The organism is Collimonas sp. PA-H2 (assembly GCF_002564105.1).
Taxonomy (GTDB): domain Bacteria; phylum Pseudomonadota; class Gammaproteobacteria; order Burkholderiales; family Burkholderiaceae_D; genus Collimonas.
In genome coordinates this window covers 68,301-90,159 of record NZ_PDBX01000002.1, presented here as the reverse complement: position 1 = coordinate 90,159, position 21,859 = coordinate 68,301, and the positions used below count along the sequence as shown (strand labels likewise).

Genomic DNA, 21,859 nt, shown 5'->3' with positions numbered 1-21,859 from the left:
CGTTCCTTTAAAGTGGTTGATGTTTTTTTCACTCTTAAAAGAAACGCAAGCTTTCATACCCAGCCTCCAGTCTGTCGGGCCCGGAAATGGCGGGCGGTGTTGCGGCTTATGCCGTGTTTCATCTTATCGCCGCAGCGGTCGTCAGGTCAATTCTCGCAGCATATAAATCGCGGCCTGTGTGCTGCCGGACACTCGGTAGCTGTCGAGGTTTTCTTTGACCGGGGAGTGTTCGACTTCGATCGCGGCATAGCCAAGCCTGCCCCAGAATTCCTGCGATTGCTGCACCGACACCAGCGCGCTCCACTCCAGGTTTTCTGCGCGCGCATGGTCGAGCGCTGCCGCGACCAGTGCATTGGCTGCGCGTTGGCCGCGGGCGTCTGGCGCGACGGCCAGGTCGTGCAGGTACAGGCAATCCGGCGCCGCGGCCAGCTTGAACTGGGCGCCGAGCGGGGTGATTGCATCTTTGCGGGACGGATAGCTGAATAGATAAGCTGCCGCGTTATCAGGAGCCGGCGACCAGATCCAGCAGGTGGCTGGCGTCAGCGCCAGACGGGCGCGGAATACGTCTTCTGCTTCCAGCATCGATGGCGGATAGCACTCGGCCTGGATCCGCATGACGGCCGAGATGTCGCCGGCAAGCATGGGCCGGACAGGTGAAACGAGGGTATTGCTCATGCCTGGAAGCTATGTGAGGGAATGATGATGCTGCCACTGCCCGCAGCAGCGGGCAGTGTTGCGCCAGTTCAGGCAGGCATTGCCTTGTTGTCGTTCAGGTCTACCAGGCCCTTGATCAGGCGGTAGGCCTTCCACAGCCAGGCCAGGCCCCACACCACCAGCGCCAGTGGAATCCCGACCAAGGTCAGGCACAGCACGCCGCCGACGACCACCCACAGCAGATACCACCAGAACGAACGGATCTGCCAGTTGTGGTGACTATACACAAACGTGTCTGCCGCATCCTGGCGTTTGACGTAGTTGATGATCAAGGGGATCCAGGAAAGCGTTCCGAGCGAGAACAGCAGGCTGGCGGCGTGAGCGAAATAGAGCCACCAGGCCAGATTTTTCTCGGAGTGCAGCTTGTTATCGAAAACCAGTTCGTTGGCCATGTTTTTCCTTCTATGTTATTCAGGATTTAACGTTACCGTCGGCGCCGATTTCCTGGGAAATCACGCCAATATAGGCAAGATGCCATCCAAACCGACAAAATTCAAGGCCACGCTGGCTTTTTCTCTCACCACCGGCTTGGCGCGGAAGGCCACCGAGAGGCCGGCGATGCTCATCATGCTGAGGTCGTTGGCGCCGTCCCCCATGACGATCGCCTGGCTGGGGGCGATATTCAGTTCGGCGCAGACGCGCTCGACCGTGTTTTTCTTTTCCTCGGCGTTGACGATGCCTCCGACCACTTTGCCGGTCAGCTTGCCGTCGACGATTTCGAGCACGTTTGAATGGGCGTAGTCGAGGCCGAGAGCGTCTTTCATGCGATCGGTGAAAAAGGTAAAGCCGCCAGAGACCAGCAAGGTCTTGATGCCGGCCGCCTTGACCGCCGTCAGCATGGTTTGCGCGCCCGGCGACAGTTGCAGCCGTTCGTCGTACACTCGCTGCAAGGCTGAGGCTTCCAGGCCCTTGAGCAAGGCAACGCGCCGCGTCAGGCTCTCGTTGAACTCCAGTTCGCCGCGCATGGCGGCTTCGGTGATTGCCGCGACCTGCGGCTTCAGGCCTTGCATGTCGGCGATCTCGTCGATGCATTCGATGGTGATCAGGGTCGAATCCATGTCCATGGCTAGCAATTTAAAGTCAGCTAGTTTCGCGCCCAGTTTCGGCGCCGCTGGCAGCCAGGCGCAATCGATGCAGGCGCCATAGCAGGCGGCATCGATCAGTGCTTTCAAGCTGGCGGAATAGGCGACGCCGGCGCAACGCCATGCATGGCGGCCGCCGCTGCTGATGTCTTCCGCCGTAACGTCGGCCAGGCTGGCGATGCGGTCAATGGCGCTGCGGTCTGCGTTCAGGCTTTGCAAGATAAGATTCATGGTTCGCTGTGGCTTTACTAAAATATGAACAATCGGGTAAACAAACTCATCCGGCCAGGGCTTTGATGGTGGCTTTGACCTGGGTCAGGCGCGCCGCCAGGTCCGGCATGTTGACGGTAATCCGCAGCTTGTCCTGGCCGTTGAGCTTGATATGGCGGTTTTTCTGGATCAGATCGATGATGCGCATGGCGTCTATCGGCGGATTCGGCAAGAACTGCAGCAAGGCCGAATCGGTGTGGGCGTCGATCTTGACGATGCCGATGGACTTGGCGGAAATCCGCAGCCGGTGCGTTTCGATCAGCGCCTTGGCCGGATCCGGCAGCTTGCCGAAGCGGTCGATCAGTTCTTCCTGCAGGTCGTCGATCTTGTCTTGCGCATTGCAGTTGGCCAGCCGCTTGTAGATCGACAGCCGCTCGTGGACGTCGCCGCAGTAATCGTTGGGCAGCAGGGCCGGCACATGCAGATTGATCTCGGTGGTGCTGGCCAGCGGCGCCGCCAGGTCCGGCTCCTTGCCGTTCTTCAGCGAACGCACCGCTTCATTCAGCATGTCGGAATACAGCTGGAAGCCGATCTCGTGCATCTCGCCGGACTGGTTGTCTCCCAGCACCTCGCCGGCGCCGCGGATTTCCAGGTCGTGCATGGCCAGGTAGAAGCCGCTGCCCAGTTCTTCCATTTGCTGGATCGCGTCCAGGCGGCGCTGCGCCAGCTTGGTCAGGCCTTGCACGTCATGCACCAGCAGGTAGGCATAAGCCTGGTGATGCGAGCGGCCGACGCGGCCGCGCAACTGGTGCAGCTGCGCCAGGCCGAACTTGTCGGCGCGGTGCATGATGATGGTGTTGGCGGTCGGTACGTCGATGCCGGTTTCGATGATCGTGGTGCAGAGCAGGATGTTGAAACGCTGGGCGACGAAATCGCGCATCACCTTTTCCAGGTCGCGCTCGTGCATCTGGCCGTGGGCGACGGCGATGCGCGCCTCCGGCAACAAGGCTTCCAGCATGGCCTTGCGGTTCTGGATGGTTTCCACCTCATTGTGCAGGAAGTAGACCTGGCCGCCGCGTTTCAGCTCGCGCAGGCACGCTTCGCGGATGGTCGATTCGCCTTCGCTGCGGACGAAGGTCTTGATCGCCAGGCGCTTTTGCGGCGCGGTGGCGATGATGGAGAATTCGCGCAAGCCTTCCAGTGCCATGCCGAGCGTGCGCGGGATCGGCGTGGCGGTCAGCGTCAGTACGTCGACTTCCGAACGCAGCGCCTTCAGTGCTTCCTTCTGGCGCACGCCGAAGCGGTGTTCCTCGTCGATGATCACCAGTCCCAGCCGGGAAAACTTGATATCGTCCGATAATAATTTGTGGGTGCCGATTACAATGTCCAGCGTGCCGTCGGCCATGCCTTTGATGGCTTGTGTGATTTCCTTGCCGGAGCGGAAGCGCGACAGTTCGGCGATTTTCACCGGCCAGTCGGCAAAGCGGTCGGCAAAAGTCTGCGCATGCTGTTCCGCCAGCAGGGTGGTCGGCGCCAGGATGGCGACCTGCTTGCCGCCCAGCACCGCGACAAAGGCGGCGCGCAAGGCGACTTCGGTCTTGCCGAAGCCGACGTCGCCGCAAATCAGGCGGTCCATCGGCTTGCCGCTGGTCATGTCCTTGATAACGGCATTGATGGCGGCAGCCTGATCGGCGGTCTCTTCAAAGCCGAAGCTTTCGGAGAAGGCTTCGTAATCGTGCGCGGAATATTCGAAGGCGTGGCCCTGGCGCACCGCGCGCCGTGCATACAGATTGAGCAGTTCGGCCGCGGTATCGCGCACTTGCTGGGCGGCGCGGCGCTTGGCCTTTTCCCACTGGCCGGAGCCGAGCGCATGCAGCGGCGCGTCTTCCGGCGAGGCGCCTGAGTAGCGCGAAATCACGTGCAGCTGCGAGACCGGCACGTACAGCTTGGTGTCCTTGGCGTATTCCAGATGCAGGAATTCAGTCTCGCCTTCACCCAGGTCCATGCTGAGCAGGCCCATATAGCGGCCGATGCCGTGATTGATATGCACCACCGGATCGCCGATCTTCAGCTCGGACAGGTCGCGCACCATCGATTCGACCTGGGTCGCGCCTTCCTGCTTCTTCTTGCCTATCCTGCGACCGGAACCTGCATACAGTTCGGTTTCGGTGATGAAGGTCAAGGTTAGCTGAGGCAGCTCGAAGCCGGCGTGCAGCGGCGCCACGCCCAGCATCAGCTGGTGTTTCGAGGTGATGAAATCGGCGTAGCCGTCGCACAAGGCCAGCGGCAGGTCGTATTCATTGAAATACTGCTGCAAGGTTTCGCGGCGGCCGTTGGTTTCGGCGCAGATCATGACCCGGCTGCCGCTCTGCAGCAGATAAGAGCGCAGGTTGGTCAGCGGGTCGTCGATGCGGCGGTTGACGGCGATATTCGGAATCGGCGCCGACAGGTCGGAGGCGGCGTCGCTGTGCTGGATCACCCAGCGGCCGAAGGGTTTGGCCAGGCCGAAGAAATTTTCGGCGGTCAGGAACAGGGCTTCCGGCGCCAGCAGAGGCCGCTCGCGGTCCGATTTCAGGAATTTATAGCGCGACTGGGTATCGCCCCAGAAGCGCTGAATGGCGCCGTCGATGTCGCCCACCAGGGCGAAGGTGGCGTTCTCGGGCAGGTAGTCGAACAGGGTTGCGGTATCTTCAAAGAACAGCGGCAGGTAGTACTCGATGCCGGCCGAGGCGATGCCGTTGCCGATGTCCTTGTAGATCGCCGAACGCGAGGGATCGCCTTCGAACACTTCGCGCCAGCGGCTGCGGAAAGCCGAGCGCGCGGCTTCGTCCATGGGGAATTCGCGGCCCGGCAGCAGGCGCACTTCCTTCACCGGGTAGAGCGAGCGCTGGGTGTCGGCGTCGAAGGTGCGGATGGTTTCAATGGCGTCGCCGAACAGGTCGAGCCGGTAGGGCAGCACCGAACCCATCGGGAAAATATCGATGAGGCCGCCGCGCACCGAATACTCGCCGGGCGACATGACCTGGTTGACATGGCTGTAGCCGGCCAGCGTCAGCTGCGATTTGAGGCGCGCTTCATCGAGCGTCTCGCCTTGCTTGAAAAAGAAGGTGTAGCCGGCCAGGAAAGAGGGCGGCGCCATCCGCACCAGCGCCGTGGTGGCAGGCACTAGCAAGACGTCGCACTGGCCGCTCTGCACTTCATATAGCGTGGCGAGACGTTCCGACACCAGGTCCTGGTGCGGCGAAAAGGCGTCGTAGGGCAGGGTTTCCCAGTCCGGCAGCAAATGGCAGCGCAAGCCGTTGGGCTGCTCGCCGCTGGCCTGGAACCACGGAATTTCCGTGCGCAGGCGCTGGCCGTCGGTGGCGTCGGCCACGATTACCACCAGCATGCGTTGTTGCGGCTTGAGCGCCAGCGCGGCCTGCGCCAGGGCGTAGGCATCGGCCGAGCCGTGCAGGGCCGGCAGGGCGAAGCGCGTGGCTGGCTTGGGCAGCAATTTTTCTAGATCAAGGGACATTAGAGCCTGTTAACATGAAACGTAAGGCAAGCGCTGAAGCAAGCGATGACGCAACCGATGGGATGCACATGGCCTGCCGGTGGTCTTGCATGGTCAAAAAAAGCCACAATACGCCTGATTTGACAGTTAAAATTCAGAGCCGCATTATAAACCACGGGCTGAATTGCCGATTTCCGCCACGGAATGCAGGCTATGCGCGGTTTTTCGCTATTTATCTAAATTATTCATGACATTTCTTCAGCAACTCCAGCGAGCCCATTGCGCATGAATGCATCCCCTTATTTTGCGCTGATTCCCGCTGCCGGTGTCGGCGCCCGGCTGGGAACCGCGATCCCGAAACAATATATGCCATTGGCCGGCCAGCCGATGCTGGCGCATGTCCTGACGACATTTGCCGCCGCCAGCGAGATCAGCCACGTATTCGTGGTGGTCAGCCCCGATGACGGCTATATCGCCGGCCTGATGGCGGCCGCGCCGCATTTGCAGGGGCGGGTGACGGTACTGTTCCAGGGCGGCGCCAGCCGCCATGAATCGGTGCTGAACGGCTTGCAGGCGATCAAGGAGCAGGTGGGCGAGGACGACTGGGTGCTGGTGCACGACGCCGCCCGCCCTGGCCTGACCCAAGGCTTGATCGCGCATCTGATCGCGGCCTTGAAAGATGACCGGGTGGGCGGCTTGCTAGCACTGCCGGTGGTCGATACCCTCAAGCGCGGCGACCAGAATGCGCGCGTGGCGCAAACCGTCGAGCGCAGCGGGCTGTGGGCGGCGCAAACGCCGCAGATGTTCCGCCATGGGCTGCTGGTGCGCGCCTTGACGCTGGCCGGCACCGTCACCGACGAGGCCGGCGCGGTCGAGTTGCTGGGCCTGCGGCCGCGCCTGGTCGAGGGTAGTCCGCGTAATTTCAAGGTGACGCTGCCGCACGACGTCGCCCTGGCAGAAATGTTTTTAAAGGAGCAGGTATGAAGGAGCGGGCATGAATCAGCAGTTTCGCATCGGCCAGGGTTACGATTGCCACGCCTTGCAGGTCGGACGGCCATTGATCATCGGCGGCGTGACGATTCCGCATAAAACCGGCCTGCTGGGCCATTCGGATGCTGACGTCCTGCTGCATGCGATCATCGACGCCTTGTTCGGCGCCGCTGCGCTGGGCGATATCGGCCGTCATTTTTCCGATACCGACGCGCAGTTTGCCGGTGCTGATTCGCGCAAGCTGCTGCGGGAAGCGGTACGTTTGATCGGCGAAGCCGGCTATGTGGTCGGCAATATCGATTCGACCATCATCGCCCAGGCGCCGAAAATGGCGCCGCATATCCCGCAGATGGTGGCGCATATCGCCGAGGATTGCGGCATCGCCGCCGGCCAGGTCAACGTCAAGGCCAAGACCAACGAGAAGCTGGGTTACCTGGGACGGGAAGAAGGCATTGCGGCGGAAGCCGTGGCCTTGCTGTTCGCACGCTGATTAAATAAAAGTCAGCTCAGCTGCAGTTCGATCTGGCTCGACAAGCCGCCGCCTTCGCGGTTGCTGAGGCGCAGTTTGCCGCCGTGCTGCTTGACGATGCGGCTGACAATCGCCAGCCCCAAGCCGGAACCGTTGGCCTGCCCGCGGGCGACGTCGAGGCGGGTGAACGGCCGCAGCAAGCGGTCTATTTCGCTATCGGGAATCCCGGGGCCGTGGTCGGCCAGGATCACGATAGCCCGGTCCTGGCGCGCCTGGCAGTTGATATCGATAGTGACGCAGTCGTCGCCGTCCTTCTTGCCGTAGCGGCGGGAATTCTCGATGACATTGTTCAGCACGCGGCGCAGTTCGGTCTCGTTGCCGGAGACATGGATATCCGGCGCGATCTGGGCCAGGATACGGATATCAGACTGGCGTTCCGCCGTTTGCACTACATTCTCGATTAGTTCGCTCAGGTTGATCCGCTCGAAACTGCTGGTGTCGGTCGGCTTGGCGTAATGCAGGAACTGGCCGATGATGCCATCCATCTGCGCCAGGTCGGATTGCATGCCGCTGCGGGCGTCGTCGGACAGGTTCGCCATTTCCACTTCCAGCAGCATGCGCGCCAGCGGCGTGCGCAGGTCGTGCGAGATGCCGGCCAGGATGATCGCGCGGTCCGATTCGATGCGCTGCAAATCGCTGACCATCTGGTTGAAGCTGCGGTTGGCCTCTTCAATTTCGGTCGGGCCGGTTTCCGGCAAGGGGTCCGGCTGCAAGCCCTTGGCCACCGCCCGGGTGGCAGCCGTGAGGCGCGACAGCGGCTGGTTGATCAGGGTCGAAATGAACATCGCGCCCAGCAACGACAGTATCAGCGCCACGCTGGCCCATTGCAGCCATTGCACGCCGGAGCCGCGCTCGACCCGCTCGCGGTCCAGCACCAGCCAGTATTCATCGCCGTCGATCTTGAAGCTGACCCAGAAGCCGCCGATCTCGTTGACCTTGGAAGAAAACCGGGTCTGGTTGCCGAGCTTTGCCCGCACTTCCTTTTCCAGGTCCGGCATGATGGAATCGTCGACCGGCGGATCGATCTGGTCGGTGTCTTCCAGCGGATAGATGCGGATGCCTTCGTTGCTGGCGAGGTCGAACAGTAGCTCGCGCCGCAAGTCGGGCGCCGAGTGGGTGAGGGCGGCGCGGGTGATGGTGACGATCGAGATGATCTGCGCCGCCAGCGCCTGCGCCCGCGGGCCGCGCTCGACGATGCGGAAGCTGGCGATCCAGGTCACCATGCTGACCGTGATCAGGAACGCCAGCATGAAAAAGGTCCGCCACAGCAGACCGCTTTTCAGCCAGGCCAGGCGGTTAGTGGTTACCATGCGACCACGCGATGCAACCTTCGTTGGAGAAAAGCCATGCCGCGCAAACAGGCATCAACGCGGCTGGCCTTCCGGAATGAACACGTAGCCCAGCCCCCATACCGTTTGAATGTAAAGCGGGCTGGCCGGATCCGGCTCGATCAGCTTGCGCAGGCGCGAAATCTGTACATCCAGGCTGCGATCGAAGACTTCATATTCGCGGCCGCGCGCCAGCTCCATCAGCTTTTCCCGCGACAGCGGTTGCCGTGCGTGCCGCGCAAATACCTTGAGCACCGAAAATTCGCCGGTGGTCAGGGGAATCGATTCGCCGTTCTTTTTGAGGGTGCGGGTGCCGAGGTCCAGCACGAATTCGCCGAATTCGAAGGATTGCGGCGTTTCCGACGGCGCGCCCGGCAGTTCGTCCGGACCCTTGCGCCGCAATACGGCGCCGATGCGGGCCACCAGTTCGCGCGGGTTGAACGGCTTCGGCAGATAATCGTCCGCTCCCATTTCCAGGCCGACGATGCGGTCCACGTCTTCGCCCTTGGCGGTCAGCATGATGATCGGCGTCTGGTCGCCGGCGCCGCGCAAACGGCGGCAGATGGCCAGGCCGTCTTCGCCCGGCAGCATCAGGTCGAGCACCAGCAGGTCGTAACGCTCGCGTATCCACAACTTGTTCATGGCCTGCGCGTTCTCCGCCGTGACCACCTGGAAGCCTTGCTCCGTCAGATAGCGCCGCAGCAGATCGCGCAAGCGAATGTCGTCGTCGACCACCAGAATTTTATGTTGGTGGGCAGTGGATGTTTGTGTTGGGGTGTTGATCGTATTCATGGTCATATGGTAACTTCAGAGTGCGCATCAAAAATACAGTTAGGACCCATGGATTACAAAGTGTTACAAACTTTACCAAAATCGTCTTATGGCGATAAGTCGAGGAGCTTACACTGAATTCGTGACGATTAATCTTAACCGTTATCCTGAACACACAGCAAAGAAGTCCATATGATGATGAAGTTTCGGAAAATCAGTGTTTGTTTATTATTGCTGTCGGCAATGATGGGCGCCTCTGCACGTTCCGACCGGGGACCTGAGGAGCGTGGCGAGCGCCGCATGCCGCCCTCTCAGTATGAACCACGCCGTGGTCCTGCGCCAGGCGAACAGTGGCAAGGCCGCGAACGCAACGCCGAACCAGGCGATGGCAATGCGCGCAACCGCATGTCGCCGGATGAGCGGCGCGCCCTGCGCCAGCAGATCGACAGGGCAGGCCGCGATATCTATCCGCAGCGGCGTTGATTTCGACAGGATGAGCATGCGCTGCTTGCGCGACAAAAACCGGTGATATAAGTCGCCGGTTTTTTTATTGGCGGCCGGTTTGCGCATATCGCCGTCGTTGCCTTTGCTTGATGACCTTGTACGCGAACACCCACAATTGGTATGTTCCCACGTGGAAACTATTTATGCAAGTAGTTGCCGGGGCTGGAAACCTGCGGGACTAATTGGGCAGGGGCGACTGCAAATGTTCGTCACCTTGCATAAGGGACGCGAAAGTCAGTGAAGCCGTCTTTTAAGTGATGATTTTTGTGCGCCTATTTTGGGACCAGTCTGCGTTCCAGTCACGGAGAACATAGGTATCAGCGGTGATGACGTTAGACATTTCGAATGTGCCTCCATGCCCGAATTTTTTTTGACGGTCTCATTGTCATTATGAAGAACAATCTTGAGGCGCCGATTACTTCACCGTCCCAAACTCAACGTGCGGATTATTCGGGCCGCCATACGTATACATTTTCACGCCGTCGCCCTCGTGGTAATAGCCGAAGCACCAATTTTTGATGTCAACAGAATTCCAGGTAGTACACACCAAAGTTTGCTTCGGATTGAGCTTCCATGTGCCGCTGTAGTTTTTTATTATGGTTCCAGAGATGCCGATGCCGACATTTAGATACGCCGTACTGTCACTCTTGAACTGGAAGCGAAAGCTCATCTGGTCTTGCGCACGAATGACGGAAACCGGCTGGCTGACAAACTGGCTAAGTTCATCACCGACGATATAGGATTTTTCTTGAGCGTGTGCCGTCGTGGCACTCGTGAACAATACCCAACCTACAAACAAGAGAAGTTTTTTCATTGACATCCTCCTTGTTCAATCTGGTTGCTACTCTTTGTAAACTAGGGTAGTTTTGATGATTGCACAAGGGCGACTGTCCGTTTAGTGGGGGCATTGCGAATCTATCGCCGTTGATCGGCAAAGCCGTGAAAAAGTTGGGAGGAGGTCGCAGTCATTCAGCTTCTTCGTAAAGCGATTGGCATGTGATCTGGTAAGAACGGACAGGAGCACATCCATGAGTTGGGATATATCGATTTCTAAATTTTCGAAGAAATACACGTCGATAGCTGATATTCCAGACGACGAAAAGCCGTTGGATATTGGCTTCCTAAGCGTAGTGCATGAGGCGGTCCTCAAAGTATCCTGCGGGTTTCGTTCGTCAACAACGACGGTCCGCAGGCCGAGCTGCTGATTAATAAGCTCGAAGCAGTCGAAGGTTTAAGCAGGGACTTTTCTTATAAAATCGAATTGCTGTCAGACGACGCGCTGATATCCGAATCACTCATGCAATGCATATTAAATAAAATAAAAGATGCTATGAATTTCTCCAGATTATTTAAACCTTGTACTTTCGCTGTTGCCCTATTCGCACAGTTCATGCCCGTATTGGGGCAAGCAACTGATATGAATGTCGGTTCGTCGCTAGTAGGGCATTACTCTCTGAAAGGTGCACGTGAGGCCGCAGCAGACATTATTCTGCAAGTCGATCATCACTTTAAATATGCTGCTATGTATGGCGGCACGGACGCACAGGCGGATGGGGCTTGGTCTGTGACAGGGAATCAAGTCTATTTGAATGCAGATCAGTCACCGCCATACTTTAGCGAAATTCAGCAAATTGATCAGCTTGATTCTGATTTTACGAAAGGTGCTCAGGAACCTGTCCTGATGGGGCTTGTAGCAGGTACTCCGAAAATCGGAATGCGATGGAAAGATGTCGAGGTCGATTTTAAATTCTCGAATGGGAAAATTCGGAGCGCGAAAACTGGTAGTTCAGGCCAGGTCTTCTTAGCCGATAGGCAAACGCCGGACTGGAAGGGTGTTGAAGTTACTGAAATAGGTTTGGCTTTTCCCACAATAGAGCTTGAACGCAAGTGGTTCAAAGTGGACGGCAAGAAAACAAAAATCGTTGTGGCAATATTGGAGCTGGGTAAATTATCTCAGGCATTCAAAACGGCTGCAGTAAGCGTTGATTCGAATAAGCCTAATCAATTAATCGTAGAAGATGAAGGTGGAATCGTCAAAGGCACCTACGTTCGAACTGCAACTGATAATCAGAAAGAGGAGCGATGAGGCTGATTCATTCAAAAGCCAGATTTCGCTGGCCGTTAAGACGCGTGCCGCATTCGTCGCTGAATTGAATGATGTGCCGCATTTTCCTAAGCATGCGGCACAGCAGATGCTCTATGCGGACCAGCAGAAAAAGGAGCAGCTTGATACGCAATCAGAGCGGCTGTTTTCTCGCGTATGTCGGCAAGCGATATTAACTTCCAGCGAGGTTTTCTCGGAAATAATTTGAGCGCATACCTGAGCAAATCGATGCGATTCAATGTGAGGCGCCGTCGCATGTATCAGCAGATTATCTGGTCAACGGATGCCATCGGCTAATAATAACGCCGGCTGCAAATTGTAAGAAATTGGGTGATGTAAACCAGAAAGGGGTTGCAAGATTTCTCTTGCAACCCCTTGAATTACTGGTGCGGCTGGCAGGAATCGAACCCACGACCCCTTGGTTCGTAGCCAAGTACTCTATCCAGCTGAGCTACAGCCGCGAAAAACAAAATTATATACGATCTTTGTTTATTTTGGAAGAGGGAAATATTTAAAAACTTCATATTTCGCTTCGCTTGCAGAGCTAAACTTCTTTTTCTGCTTGCCCTCAACCAAGTCCGTTACTATGCCTGAACAATTGCAGAATGGGAAGCCTTTTCTGCAATTAATTGCTATTTTTTTGCTGAAGCTTGCCTGGGATGCCCGGGCAATGAGGAAATTCGCCCGGTGCTATAATCAAACAATAATCATTATCATTTGTTGTTTGCGAAAGAAGGTTGATCACATGAAGGTAAAAGTAATTGCGGCAGCTGTATTGTTATCTCTTGGTATTGCCGGCGCCGCGACAGCGGCTGAGTACCCGATCGGCAAGCAGCAGATCATGAACGGCCTGGAGATTGCCGCTGTTTACCTGCAGCCGATCAAGATGGAACCGGAAGGCATGATGCGCAAGGCGGAGCTGTCGGACATCCATGTCGAGGCGGATATCCGGGCCGTCAAAAACAATCCCAACGGCTTTGCCGAGGGCGATTGGATGCCGAACCTGGTCATCTCTTACGTATTCACCAAAGCCGGTTCGAACCAGGTGATCAAGGGCGACATGATGCCGATGGTGGCCAGCGATGGTCCCCATTACGGCGACAACGTCAAGCTGGCGGGGCCGGGCAAGTACACCTTGAAGATGATCATCTCGCCGCCGTCGGCCAATGTCGGCGCGCATTTCGGCCGTCACGTGGATAAGGAAACCGGTGTCGGCGCCTGGTTCAAGCCGTTTGAAGTGGTCAACGAATTCACCTTCGCCGGCGTCGGCAAAAAAGGCGGATATTAATCTCTCATGAATTTTCGATCGGAGAGCATGAGCATGGTGTCTGCCAAAGTGCGCGGCTTGCTGGGTATCGGCTTATTCTTTGCGGCGGCGGTTTCGTTGGCCGCCGATTTGCCGACCTTCAAGCTGGAAATGAAGGATGGCGTATTGAATCCGGCGCGGATCGAAGTGCCGGCCGGTAAAAAAATCAAAATCGAAATCCATAATCTCGGCAAGTCGGCGGCGGAATTTGAAAGCGTCCAGCTGCGCAAGGAAAAAGTATTGGCGCCTGGCGCGGAGTCTTTCGTGGTGATTGCGCCGCTGTCGCCGGGCGAGTACAAGTTCTTCGACGATTTCCATGCCACCGCGCAGGGTGTGATCGTCGCTAAATAGAGCCTCTATATATAGAGGCTTCGTTATTCGGATTGTAGATATTTGCGTGGCTGCGTCGAACGGCGCAGCCACGACTGACTGGAGATTGGGAATGGGCCAGGTTTTATTCATCGTCTGGCGCGAAAGCGTCGAGGCTTTGCTGGTAGTGGGTATTTTGCATGCGTGGCTGAAGAACGGCGGCGCGGCGGCGCGCCGCGGCCTGCCTTATCTGTGGGGCGGCGTCGGCGTCGGCGTCCTGGGCGCGATTGGCCTCGGTGCGGCACTGCTGGGTTTCAGCGAGCTGCTGTCGGGAGATGCCCAGGATTACTTCCAGATCGTGATGGTGATCCTGGCGGCCTTCCTGATCGTGCAGATGGTGTTCTGGATGCGCAAGCACGGCCGCACGCTCAAGCGCGACATGGAAACCTCGCTCAGCGAGAATATGCAAAAGGCCAGCTGGTGGGGCGTGTTCGCCCTGGCGGCATTGGCGATTGCGCGCGAGGGCAGCGAAACCGTGATTTTTCTGTACGGTCTCGGCCTGGCGCAGCAAGGCGAAACCGCCGGAGTCATGATCTTGGCGGCAGTGCTGGGCTTTGCGCTGGCCTTCCTGACTTTCTATCTGCTGCAGCTCGGCGGCAGAATTTTCTCCTGGCGCCGCTTCTTTCAAGTCACCGAAATCATATTATTGTTCCTGGCCGCAGGTTTGCTGCTGACCGGTATCGAGCGTCTGATGTCGCTGGATATCATCCCGACGCTGATCGATCCGGTCTGGGACAGCTCCCGCCTGCTCGACGATACGACTACCTTTGGCAACCTGGTATCCACGCTGACCGGCTATCGCGCACAGCCTGCGCTGATGAGCTTGCTGGTGTATGCGGCTTACTGGATCGGTGTCCTGCTGTTCCTGAAACGCGCCCGGCCTAAAGCAACCCCGGTGAAATGATCTGATGACTACTTGTGCAATTCCCCAGACGACACGACTTTCCCGCACGGCTGACTGGATGCGGGACCATGCGAAGCTGATTCGCTGGGTGCAGTGGGGGATTGTGCTGGTCTACGGCTTCCTGATCCTGGTGCCGATCTTTTTGCCGCTGCCCGACGAGACTGCGCACCTCTGGTCGAATCTGACCCTGATCGCGCAGTTTGCCTTCTGGGGCATCTGGTGGCCGTTCGTGCTGATCAGCATGGTGCTGATGGGACGGGTCTGGTGCGGCGTGCTGTGTCCGGAAGGGGCGTTGACCGAATTCGCCAGCCGCCACGGCCTTGGCAAGGCGATTCCACACTGGATGCGCTGGGGCGGCTGGCCGTTCGTGGCCTTTGCCCTGACCACGGTTTACGGCCAGATGGTCAGCGTCTATCAATACCCCAAGGCTGTACTGCTGGTGCTGGGTGGTTCTACCGTCGGCGCCATTATAGTCGGCTATCTGTATGGCCGCGACAAGCGCGTCTGGTGCAAGTATCTGTGCCCGGTGAACGGCGTGTTCGGCTTGCTGGCCAAGCTGGCGCCGTTCCACTACAAGGTCGACGAAACCGCCTGGCGCGCTTCCTATGGCACCCACAGCCATACGCAGGGACGCACCGTGATTCCGGTCAACTGTGCGCCGCTGCTGCCTTTGCGGGCCATGAAGGGGGCCGCCGACTGCCATATGTGCGGCCGCTGCAGCGGACACCGCGACGCCATCGAACTGACCTGGCGCGCGCCGACCGAGGAAATCGTGCGCCATGGCGAGCAGCAAAACAGCCTGTGGGAAAGCGCCCTGGCGCTGTACGGCCTGATGGGGATCGCCATCGGCGCTTTCCACTGGTCGGCCAGTCCCTGGTTTGTGCAGATTAAGCAGATCATCGCCACCTGGCTGATCGACCGCGACATCATGTGGCCTTTCGATACGCATGCGCCGTGGTGGGTGTTTACCAATTATCCGGCGCAGAACGATGTTTTCAGCTGGCTCGACGGCGGTCTGGTGATTGCTTATATCCTGACCACCGGTCTGGTGCTCGGCAGCGCGCTGAGCCTGCTGTTTGCGCTGAGCAGCCGCGTGCTCGGCAGCTGGGACCACAAACGTTTCAACCATCTGGTGCAGTCCACCATTCCGCTGGCCGGCTGCGGCGTCTTCGTCGGCTTGTCGGCCACCACCATCAGCCTGCTGCGCGGCGAACATCTGCCGGTATTCTGGGCCAATGACTTGCGCGCGATCCTGCTGGTCGCCACCACCTTGTGGAGCGTATGGCTGGCGTGGCGTGTCACCGGCCGCTATACGCCGTCCTTTGGGCGGCGGCTGGCGAGCATGGCGCCGGTGATTGCCGGCCTGGCGCTGGTCAATTTCGCCTGGTTGCTGATGTTCTGGCTGTGGTAAATACCCATCGCTTCCTCATTGTTGTGCGCTTAAAACCAAAATCCCCCGCTGTTTGCCGCGGTTAATGCGTAAAATGAGGTTGTTATCCCGTCTATGTTTACTGCGTTGCCTTGCCTTCTATCCATAGAAAGCAGCGATGGCGGGATGGCTTTTTTAAACTCTAGCTGACCTTCCTGATCATGGCTCGCCCCCGTTTCTTGCCCGACAACTTCACGTTGTTGCTGGTTACTACCGTTCTTATCGCCAGTCTTCTTCCCGCCAGAGGCCAGGTCGCGCTGTCTTTCAATCTGATCACGACACTCGCCATCGGCCTGCTGTTTTTCCTGCATGGCGCCAAGCTGTCGCGCGAAGCGGTAGTGCAGGGCGCGCTGCACTGGCGCTTGCACCTGACGGTGCTGCTTGCCACTTTCGTTTTGTTCCCGCTGCTCGGGCTGGTGCTGAAGCCGGCCTTGCTGCCGCTGGTCACGCCCGACTTGTACCTGGGCATCCTGTTTTTATGCACCTTGCCGTCCACCGTGCAATCCTCAATCGCCTTTACCTCGGTCGCGCGCGGCAACGTGCCGGCGGCAGTCTGCAGCGCCTCCGCCTCGAATCTGCTGGGGATTTTCCTGACGCCGGTGCTGGTCGGGCTGGTGGTGGTGGTGCACGGCCAGGGCAAGGGCTCCTTCGATTCCATCATGAACATCGTGCTGCAGCTGCTGGTGCCGTTCGTCGCCGGCCAGATTGCGCGGCGCTGGATCAGCGGCTGGATCGAAAAGCACAAGATCATCTTGAAGATCGTCGACCAGGGTTCGATCCTTCTGGTGGTGTATACAGCCTTCAGCGAAGCGGTGGTGCAGGGCTTGTGGCAGCAGTTGCCGCCGGTTTCTCTGTTGGGCTTGATGGTAGTGGTGTCGCTGCTGCTGTTCGTGATGCTGAGCATCGCCACCTTCGCCAGCAGGCGCATGGGTTTCAACAAGGAAGACGAGATCACCATCGTCTTTTGCGGATCGAAGAAAAGCCTGGCGAGCGGCGTGCCAATGGCGAAAGTCCTGTTTGCCGGACATACCGTGGGCATGATCGTTTTGCCGCTGATGCTGTTTCACCAGATTCAACTGATGGTGTGCGCGGTGCTGGCCAGGCGCTACGCCAGCCGGCCGGTAGAGATCGTGGCTGGCGCCCCTGGGCCGGTGTGGTCGGACGTCAGTCCGGAAGATTGATAGCTTGCCGGGGTTGGCTTGATTTGACTTGATTTAGTGTTGGCCAACCCGGCTTGCAGGCTTAGGGAGCGGGATTAGGCTGACGCGAATGAATCGCCTCGATCTCGCGCAAGATCTCTTCATCCAGCGTCAGGTTGACGCTGTCCAGGTTGCTTTGCAGCTGCTCCAGCGTGGTGGCGCCGATGATGTTGCTGGTCAGGAAGCCGCGGCTGTTGACGAAGGCCAGCGCCATTTGCGCCGGATCCAGATTGTGCTTTTTCGCCAGCGCTACATAGTCGCCAATGACCCGGTTGACTTGCGGATTGGTGTAGCGGCTGAAGCGTTCGAACAAAGTCAGGCGGCCGCCGGCAGGGCGCGCGCCGTCCAGGTATTTCCCCGACAACACGCCGAAGGCGAGCGGCGAATAGGCCAGCAGGCCGACTTGTTCGCGGTAAGAAAACTCCGAATGGCCGATCTCGAAAGTACGGTTCAGCAGACTGTACGGATTCTGGATGCTGACCACGCGCGGCAGGTCGAATTTTTCCGAAGCCCGCAAGAACTGTGCGATGCCCCACGGCGTTTCATTCGATATCCCGATATGGCGTACCTTGCCGGCCTTGATGAAATCGGCCAGGATGGTCAGCGTTTCTTCGATCGGCACCGTATCTTCATCGGCAATGTGATTATAGTTCAGCGTGCCGAAGCAGTTGACGCTGCGGTCCGGCCAGTGCAGCTGGTACAGATCGACGTAGTCCGTCTGCAGCCGCTCCAGGCTGCCATTGAGGGCTTCGGTCAGGCCCTTGCGGTCGAAATTATTGATGCCGCCGCGTACGTGACGCGGATTGTGCGGCTTGCGCGCGGGTCCGGTGGCTTTGGTGGCGATCATCACCTGGTCGCGCTTGCCGGATTTTTTCAGCCAGCTGCCGACATAGCGTTCGGTCAAGCCCTGGGTCTCGGCGCGCGGCGGCACCGGGTACATTTCCGCGGTGTCGATCAAGTTGACGCCGTGCGCCAGCGCCAGCTCGATCTGTGCATGCGCTTCGGCCTCGCTGTTTTGCTCACCCCAGGTCATGGTGCCGAGTGTTATCAGGCTGACTTTCAGATTGCTGTGTCCCAGTTCACGATATTGCATTGATGCTTCCTTTGCTACGGGCCGAATGAGAATTGAATGATTTGCACAAATACAGGGCAGCTTGCCTGCCTGTGCCGGTGGCTGGCCGGACTAGTCGTCGCGTTGCACGCCATACTCTAAAAAGAGGATAGTGAGTATAGCCGCAAGCGCGTTTCGTTGCAGGCCGCGGCCCGCCAGGCTGTGGGTCCGTTAGCCGGCCTTGGCTGTACCGGCGGACTGCGGCTCGGACGTGGCAGATGCCTGCGCATGCGGATCGGCCAGCCGGTCGAGCTTGAACAAGGTAGGAAACAGCCGTATCCACAGCAGCACCACAATGATGGTGCCAACGCCTCCCAGCACCACTGCATGCACCGGTCCCAGCCAGGCCGCCGTCACGCCGGATTCGAATTCGCCCAGCTGGTTGGAGGTGCCGATGAACACTGAGTTGACGGCGCTGACCCGGCCGCGCATATGGTCTGGCGTTTCCAGCTGCACGAAGGAAGAGCGCACCACTACGCTGATCATGTCGGAAGCGCCAAGCACCACCAACGCCGCCAGCGACAAGGGAAACGAGCGCGACAGCGCAAACACCGCAGTTGCCAGGCCGAAGATGGCGACAGCGGTAAACATGCTGCGGCCGACCTTCCTGCTCAAGGGCTTGCGCGCCAGGAAAATGGCAGTCGACAAAGCGCCGACCGCCGGCGCCGAGCGCAGCAGGCCGAGGCCGAGCGGGCCGGTGGCCAGGATATCGTGCGCATAGATCGGCAGCAGTGCGGTGGCGCCGCCCAGCAATACAGCGAACAAATCCAGTGAAATCGCGCCCAGGATTGCCGGCCGGCTCCTGATGAAGGCGATTCCCGCCAGCACGGATTTGATGGTCGCGGGTTCGCGTCGCGGCAATACGCTTTCAATCCGGATCAGCGCCACCAGCAGGCTGGCCGCCAGGAACAGGGTGCTGCTGCTGGCATACACCGCGCTTGGCCCCAATACATAGATAAAGCCGCCCAGCGCTGGGCCGATGATCACGGCGGTTTGCGTGGCCGATGCCGACCAGGCGATCGCGCGCGGCAGCAGGCGCGGCGGCACCAGTCCCGGCACCAGCGCCTGCAAGGTCGGCGATTCAAAGGCGCGGGTGGCGCCGATCACGAACACGATCGCAAAGATGACTTCCTTGGTCAGCCAGCCGTTGTAACTGCCGATGGCCAGCGCGGCGGCAGCCAGGCCTTCGATGAACAGGCAGATGCGGGCAATCTTGCGACGGTCGTAGCGGTCGGCGACATGGCCGACCACCAACGCCAGCACCAGGGCAGGCAGAAATTGCACCAGGCCGACCATGCCGAGGTCGAAAGCGCTATGAGTGAGCTGATAAACCTGCCAGCCGACTGCGACGATCTGCATCTGGTTGGCGAGGGTGGAGGCAACGCGCGCACCCCAGAACAGGGTAAAGGGGCGATGGCGCAGGACGGATTCGGGGTCAGGGGGAGTGGCGGCGGGGGCAGTCATTGTGCGGGGGCGGAGTCGGGGAATCAGGGCGAGGCCATAGGATATGCCGATCCGATAAAAAAAGCCGCTAACTTCAGCGGCTTTTTTGTAGCATGTCGGCTATTCGGGACGGAACTGATAGGCAAAGGTGAATTCATCCGTGCGCGGCGTGTACTTCAAGCCTTTGCGCAGCGCCCAGGTGGCGTATTGATGATAGAGCGGAATCACGGCGTAGTCGCTGAGGGCAACTACCGCACCCTGACGGGCAAAGTCCTGGCGCTGTTTTTGATCGACCGAGGCCAGCGAGGATTGCACCAGCTGGTCGAGTTTCGGATTGCTGTATTTGCCCCAGTTCCAGGAACCCCAGCCGGTGTCCGGATTGGTGGTGCCGAGCAGGGTGCGCAAGCCAAAATCGCCAGCCAGCGTGCCCCAGCCCAGCAAAGCCGCGCTATATTCGCCGGCGCGCGCCTTGCCGAAATAGACTGCCAGCGGCAGCGTTTCGACCTTGGCCTGGATGCCGACCCGGTTGAGGAATTGCGCCACCGTCTGCACCACGCGCTCATCGTTGATGTAGCGATTGTTGGGGCCATGCAGCGTGATGCCGAAGCCGTTCGGATAGCCGGCCGCAGCCAGCAGCTTCTTGGCGCCTTCAGGATCGTATTTTTCCACTTTCAGCGTATCGGCATAACCCAGGATGCCGGGCGCGATGATGTTCGAGGCCGGCACTGCCAATCCTTCCAGCGTGCGCTCGACCAATGCCTGGCGGTTGATGGCCTTGGAAATCGCCTGTCGTACTCGCACGTCTTTCAAAGGATTCTTGTCGAGCGGCTTGCCGTTTTTGTCGGTGATATCGGGCGACTTGTCGCGCGACTGGTCCAGGGTCCAGAAAATGGTGCGCCAAGAGATCTTTTGCGCCAGCGTGAATTTCGGATTGGTCTTCAGCTTGGCCAGGTCGGCCGGCGGCACGTTTTCGATAGCGTCGACTTCACCCGCCAGCAGGGCGGCCAGGCGGGCGCCGTCAGAGGTCAGGATGCGGAAAGTGACTTTGTCCCAGGCCGGTTTCTCGCCCCAGTAGGCATCGTTGCGCACCAGCTCGATACTGTCGCCGCGCTTGAAGCTGGCGAATTTGAAGGGGCCGGTGCCGACCAGCGCCTTGCCGCTGTTGAAGTCTTCGGTCGTGGCGTTTTGCGCGGCTTTCTTGGAAACGATGAAAATCGTGCTGACATCCAGCGCCAGCGGGCCGTACGGAGTGGCGGTTTTCAGGCGCACTGTATACGGATCGACCACTTGCTTGCCGATAATCTGCTTGGTGTAGCTGGTGAACGGGCCGGGGCTGGTGGTCAGGGTGGCGGGGCGGTCCAGCGAAAATACAACATCTTCCGCGGTGAGTTCGGAGCCGTCGCTGAACTTGACGCCATGCCGCAGCTTGAATTCCCAGGTCAGCGGATCGATGGCTTTCCAGGATGTCGCCAAGCCGGGAATCAGCTGGCCGTTGGCATCGACATTCACCAGGGCATCGAAAAGATGCGAAGAAAGCGAGATATTCGGCGCGATATTGTTGAAATGCGGATCCAGGGTGGAGACATCGGCATATAATCCGATCTTCAGATCTGCGGCGTAGCTGGCTGCGGGGCTCAAAGAGGCCAGGGCGCTAAGGCCGGCGAAAGCCAGGACAAGTACTTTCTTTCTGGAAAGCTGAAACATGCGATCTCCCAATCGGTGTGAGGTAAATAAGACTGAGCCTATTCTATGACTGGGCATATAATTATCAAAACACAATAATTTCTTTTTGTTATGTCTTTTAGTTATATACGCTTTGCGCAGAAGCAGCGGCTGAAGGGGAGCAGAAGGCGGTGGCGGGCAGTCGAAAAGGCAACTCTTTCTCCCGATGCAATATTTATTTACCCGGCCGGTGCTTTTAATAAAATTATCGGTTATAATGGCACATCGTTTAAGATTCGAGCTAGTAGTGCAGTATTAGTCTGTCATTTCTTTCTTGCTTCAAACGATCTAACGGGCGACAGCCCAACTTAACTGAAATAGGAAATGTAATGGCAACTGGTATCGTAAAGTGGTTCAATGATTCGAAGGGTTTTGGTTTTATTACTCCTGACGAAGGTGGTGAAGATCTGTTCGCGCACTTCTCCGCAATCAATTCTTCCGGCTTCAAGTCGCTGCAAGAGAACCAACGTGTTTCTTTCGAAGTTACTGCTGGCCCAAAGGGTAAGCAAGCTTCGAACATTCAAGCTATCTAATTTAATTAGTCGCTGAATCAGCATCGCAAAAATCCCCGGTTCGCCGGGGATTTTTTTCGTCTGTAGCAAACGCAAATAGCACGCTGTAATGCGGGTAGATGCGCCGCGCGACATACTC

20 protein-coding genes and 1 tRNA gene are annotated in these 21,859 nt (G+C 58.4%); 10 read left to right on the top strand and 11 right to left on the bottom strand.

The window, feature by feature from the left end; translation table 11 throughout:
• Nucleotides 1–141: 141 nt before the first annotated feature.
• From BCF11_RS26015 to mfd, 4 genes are all read right to left on the bottom strand, one after another.
• Complete coding sequence (locus BCF11_RS26015; RefSeq protein WP_098497765.1) at nucleotides 142–675, bottom strand: GNAT family N-acetyltransferase; 534 nt, start codon at nucleotides 673–675, stop codon at nucleotides 142–144.
• A 68-nt stretch (nucleotides 676–743) separates the two neighbouring features.
• Nucleotides 744–1,106: a DUF4870 domain-containing protein gene (locus tag BCF11_RS26010; RefSeq protein WP_098497764.1), complete on the bottom strand. Its 363-nt coding sequence runs from the start codon at nucleotides 1,104–1,106 to the stop codon at nucleotides 744–746.
• 60 nt (nucleotides 1,107–1,166) lie between these two features.
• Nucleotides 1,167–2,027 carry a phosphoserine phosphatase SerB gene (gene serB, locus BCF11_RS26005; protein WP_098497763.1) on the bottom strand — a complete coding sequence of 287 codons (861 nt, stop codon included), beginning with the start codon at nucleotides 2,025–2,027 and terminating at the stop codon, nucleotides 1,167–1,169.
• Nucleotides 2,028–2,073: 46 nt separating this feature from the next.
• Nucleotides 2,074–5,520, bottom strand: a complete 3,447-nt coding sequence (gene mfd, locus BCF11_RS26000) for a transcription-repair coupling factor (RefSeq protein WP_098497762.1) — start codon at nucleotides 5,518–5,520, stop codon at nucleotides 2,074–2,076.
• Nucleotides 5,521–5,784: 264 nt separating this feature from the next.
• On the opposite strand from mfd, the gene ispD reads away from it, so the two are divergent.
• Together ispD and ispF are read left to right on the top strand one after the other, a co-directional pair.
• Nucleotides 5,785–6,483, top strand: a complete 699-nt coding sequence (gene ispD, locus BCF11_RS25995; protein WP_098497761.1) for a 2-C-methyl-D-erythritol 4-phosphate cytidylyltransferase — start codon at nucleotides 5,785–5,787, stop codon at nucleotides 6,481–6,483.
• Between the two features lie 10 nt (nucleotides 6,484–6,493).
• Nucleotides 6,494–6,979: a 2-C-methyl-D-erythritol 2,4-cyclodiphosphate synthase gene (ispF, locus tag BCF11_RS25990; protein WP_098497760.1), complete on the top strand. Its 486-nt coding sequence runs from the start codon at nucleotides 6,494–6,496 to the stop codon at nucleotides 6,977–6,979.
• Nucleotides 6,980–6,990: 11 nt separating this feature from the next.
• On the opposite strand, the gene BCF11_RS25985 is transcribed toward ispF, so the two are convergent.
• Together BCF11_RS25985 and ompR are read right to left on the bottom strand one after the other, a co-directional pair.
• Nucleotides 6,991–8,328, bottom strand: a complete 1,338-nt coding sequence (locus tag BCF11_RS25985; protein ID WP_098497759.1) for a sensor histidine kinase — start codon at nucleotides 8,326–8,328, stop codon at nucleotides 6,991–6,993.
• A gap of 54 nt (nucleotides 8,329–8,382) precedes the next feature.
• Complete coding sequence (gene ompR / locus BCF11_RS25980; RefSeq protein ID WP_098497990.1) at nucleotides 8,383–9,138, bottom strand: two-component system response regulator OmpR; 756 nt, start codon at nucleotides 9,136–9,138, stop codon at nucleotides 8,383–8,385.
• 279 nt (nucleotides 9,139–9,417) lie between these two features.
• Here ompR and BCF11_RS25975 point away from each other — a divergent pair, with 279 nt between their 5' ends.
• Entirely contained in the window at nucleotides 9,418–9,600 is a 183-nt protein-coding gene (locus BCF11_RS25975; RefSeq protein ID WP_098497758.1) for a hypothetical protein, read from the top strand.
• A gap of 436 nt (nucleotides 9,601–10,036) precedes the next feature.
• On the opposite strand, the gene BCF11_RS25970 is transcribed toward BCF11_RS25975, so the two are convergent.
• The gene (locus tag BCF11_RS25970; protein ID WP_098497757.1) at nucleotides 10,037–10,435 is read right to left on the bottom strand and encodes a hypothetical protein; all 399 of its coding nucleotides are present in this window, start codon (nucleotides 10,433–10,435) and stop codon (nucleotides 10,037–10,039) included.
• Between the two features lie 483 nt (nucleotides 10,436–10,918).
• Here BCF11_RS25970 and BCF11_RS25965 point away from each other — a divergent pair, with 483 nt between their 5' ends.
• Entirely contained in the window at nucleotides 10,919–11,707 is a 789-nt protein-coding gene (locus tag BCF11_RS25965) for a hypothetical protein (RefSeq protein WP_143751526.1), read from the top strand.
• A gap of 402 nt (nucleotides 11,708–12,109) precedes the next feature.
• Here the strand turns inward: BCF11_RS25965 and BCF11_RS25960 are convergent.
• A tRNA-Arg gene (locus tag BCF11_RS25960) sits at nucleotides 12,110–12,186 on the bottom strand.
• Nucleotides 12,187–12,470: 284 nt separating this feature from the next.
• Here BCF11_RS25960 and BCF11_RS25955 point away from each other — a divergent pair.
• From BCF11_RS25955 to BCF11_RS25935, 5 genes are all read left to right on the top strand, one after another.
• Nucleotides 12,471–13,013, top strand: a complete 543-nt coding sequence (locus tag BCF11_RS25955; protein ID WP_158229293.1) for an iron transporter — start codon at nucleotides 12,471–12,473, stop codon at nucleotides 13,011–13,013.
• A gap of 33 nt (nucleotides 13,014–13,046) precedes the next feature.
• The gene (locus BCF11_RS25950) at nucleotides 13,047–13,382 is read left to right on the top strand and encodes a cupredoxin domain-containing protein (protein ID WP_098497989.1); all 336 of its coding nucleotides are present in this window, start codon (nucleotides 13,047–13,049) and stop codon (nucleotides 13,380–13,382) included.
• A gap of 91 nt (nucleotides 13,383–13,473) precedes the next feature.
• Complete coding sequence (locus BCF11_RS25945) at nucleotides 13,474–14,304, top strand: FTR1 family protein (RefSeq protein ID WP_098497754.1); 831 nt, start codon at nucleotides 13,474–13,476, stop codon at nucleotides 14,302–14,304.
• Between the two features lie 58 nt (nucleotides 14,305–14,362).
• Nucleotides 14,363–15,715, top strand: a complete 1,353-nt coding sequence (locus BCF11_RS25940) for a 4Fe-4S binding protein (protein WP_098497753.1) — start codon at nucleotides 14,363–14,365, stop codon at nucleotides 15,713–15,715.
• A gap of 179 nt (nucleotides 15,716–15,894) precedes the next feature.
• Complete coding sequence (locus BCF11_RS25935; RefSeq protein ID WP_098497752.1) at nucleotides 15,895–16,914, top strand: bile acid:sodium symporter family protein; 1,020 nt, start codon at nucleotides 15,895–15,897, stop codon at nucleotides 16,912–16,914.
• Between the two features lie 61 nt (nucleotides 16,915–16,975).
• On the opposite strand, the gene BCF11_RS25930 is transcribed toward BCF11_RS25935, so the two are convergent.
• The 3 genes from BCF11_RS25930 to BCF11_RS25920 form a co-directional block, all read right to left on the bottom strand.
• Nucleotides 16,976–18,025 (bottom strand): NADP(H)-dependent aldo-keto reductase, encoded by a 1,050-nt coding sequence (locus tag BCF11_RS25930; protein ID WP_098497751.1) that lies wholly within the window; start codon nucleotides 18,023–18,025, stop codon nucleotides 16,976–16,978.
• A gap of 189 nt (nucleotides 18,026–18,214) precedes the next feature.
• Nucleotides 18,215–19,507, bottom strand: a complete 1,293-nt coding sequence (locus tag BCF11_RS25925; RefSeq protein WP_098497750.1) for an MFS transporter — start codon at nucleotides 19,505–19,507, stop codon at nucleotides 18,215–18,217.
• Nucleotides 19,508–19,606: 99 nt separating this feature from the next.
• Nucleotides 19,607–21,190 carry an ABC transporter substrate-binding protein gene (locus BCF11_RS25920; protein ID WP_098497749.1) on the bottom strand — a complete coding sequence of 528 codons (1,584 nt, stop codon included), beginning with the start codon at nucleotides 21,188–21,190 and terminating at the stop codon, nucleotides 19,607–19,609.
• Nucleotides 21,191–21,537: 347 nt separating this feature from the next.
• On the opposite strand from BCF11_RS25920, the gene BCF11_RS25915 reads away from it, so the two are divergent.
• Nucleotides 21,538–21,741: a cold-shock protein gene (locus BCF11_RS25915; protein WP_014005790.1), complete on the top strand. Its 204-nt coding sequence runs from the start codon at nucleotides 21,538–21,540 to the stop codon at nucleotides 21,739–21,741.
• Nucleotides 21,742–21,859 lie beyond the last annotated feature (118 nt).

Coding starts and splice junctions, on each gene's coding strand:
- BCF11_RS25930 (WP_098497751.1), bottom strand. CDS start 18,025: ATGCAATATCGTGAACTGGGACACAGCAATCTGAAAGTCAGCCTGATA.
- BCF11_RS25970 (WP_098497757.1), bottom strand. CDS start 10,435: ATGAAAAAACTTCTCTTGTTTGTAGGTTGGGTATTGTTCACGAGTGCC.
- serB (WP_098497763.1), bottom strand. CDS start 2,027: ATGAATCTTATCTTGCAAAGCCTGAACGCAGACCGCAGCGCCATTGAC.
- BCF11_RS26015 (WP_098497765.1), bottom strand. CDS start 675: ATGAGCAATACCCTCGTTTCACCTGTCCGGCCCATGCTTGCCGGCGAC.
- BCF11_RS25945 (WP_098497754.1), top strand. CDS start 13,474: ATGGGCCAGGTTTTATTCATCGTCTGGCGCGAAAGCGTCGAGGCTTTG.
- BCF11_RS25965 (WP_143751526.1), top strand. CDS start 10,919: ATGCAATGCATATTAAATAAAATAAAAGATGCTATGAATTTCTCCAGA.
- BCF11_RS26010 (WP_098497764.1), bottom strand. CDS start 1,106: ATGGCCAACGAACTGGTTTTCGATAACAAGCTGCACTCCGAGAAAAAT.
- BCF11_RS25935 (WP_098497752.1), top strand. CDS start 15,895: ATGGCTCGCCCCCGTTTCTTGCCCGACAACTTCACGTTGTTGCTGGTT.
- ispF (WP_098497760.1), top strand. CDS start 6,494: ATGAATCAGCAGTTTCGCATCGGCCAGGGTTACGATTGCCACGCCTTG.
- BCF11_RS25915 (WP_014005790.1), top strand. CDS start 21,538: ATGGCAACTGGTATCGTAAAGTGGTTCAATGATTCGAAGGGTTTTGGT.
- BCF11_RS25920 (WP_098497749.1), bottom strand. CDS start 21,190: ATGTTTCAGCTTTCCAGAAAGAAAGTACTTGTCCTGGCTTTCGCCGGC.
- mfd (WP_098497762.1), bottom strand. CDS start 5,520: ATGTCCCTTGATCTAGAAAAATTGCTGCCCAAGCCAGCCACGCGCTTC.
- BCF11_RS25950 (WP_098497989.1), top strand. CDS start 13,047: ATGGTGTCTGCCAAAGTGCGCGGCTTGCTGGGTATCGGCTTATTCTTT.
- ispD (WP_098497761.1), top strand. CDS start 5,785: ATGAATGCATCCCCTTATTTTGCGCTGATTCCCGCTGCCGGTGTCGGC.
- BCF11_RS25925 (WP_098497750.1), bottom strand. CDS start 19,507: ATGACTGCCCCCGCCGCCACTCCCCCTGACCCCGAATCCGTCCTGCGC.
- ompR (WP_098497990.1), bottom strand. CDS start 9,138: ATGAATACGATCAACACCCCAACACAAACATCCACTGCCCACCAACAT.
- BCF11_RS25985 (WP_098497759.1), bottom strand. CDS start 8,328: ATGGTAACCACTAACCGCCTGGCCTGGCTGAAAAGCGGTCTGCTGTGG.
- BCF11_RS25940 (WP_098497753.1), top strand. CDS start 14,363: ATGCGGGACCATGCGAAGCTGATTCGCTGGGTGCAGTGGGGGATTGTG.
- BCF11_RS25975 (WP_098497758.1), top strand. CDS start 9,418: ATGCCGCCCTCTCAGTATGAACCACGCCGTGGTCCTGCGCCAGGCGAA.
- BCF11_RS25955 (WP_158229293.1), top strand. CDS start 12,471: ATGAAGGTAAAAGTAATTGCGGCAGCTGTATTGTTATCTCTTGGTATT.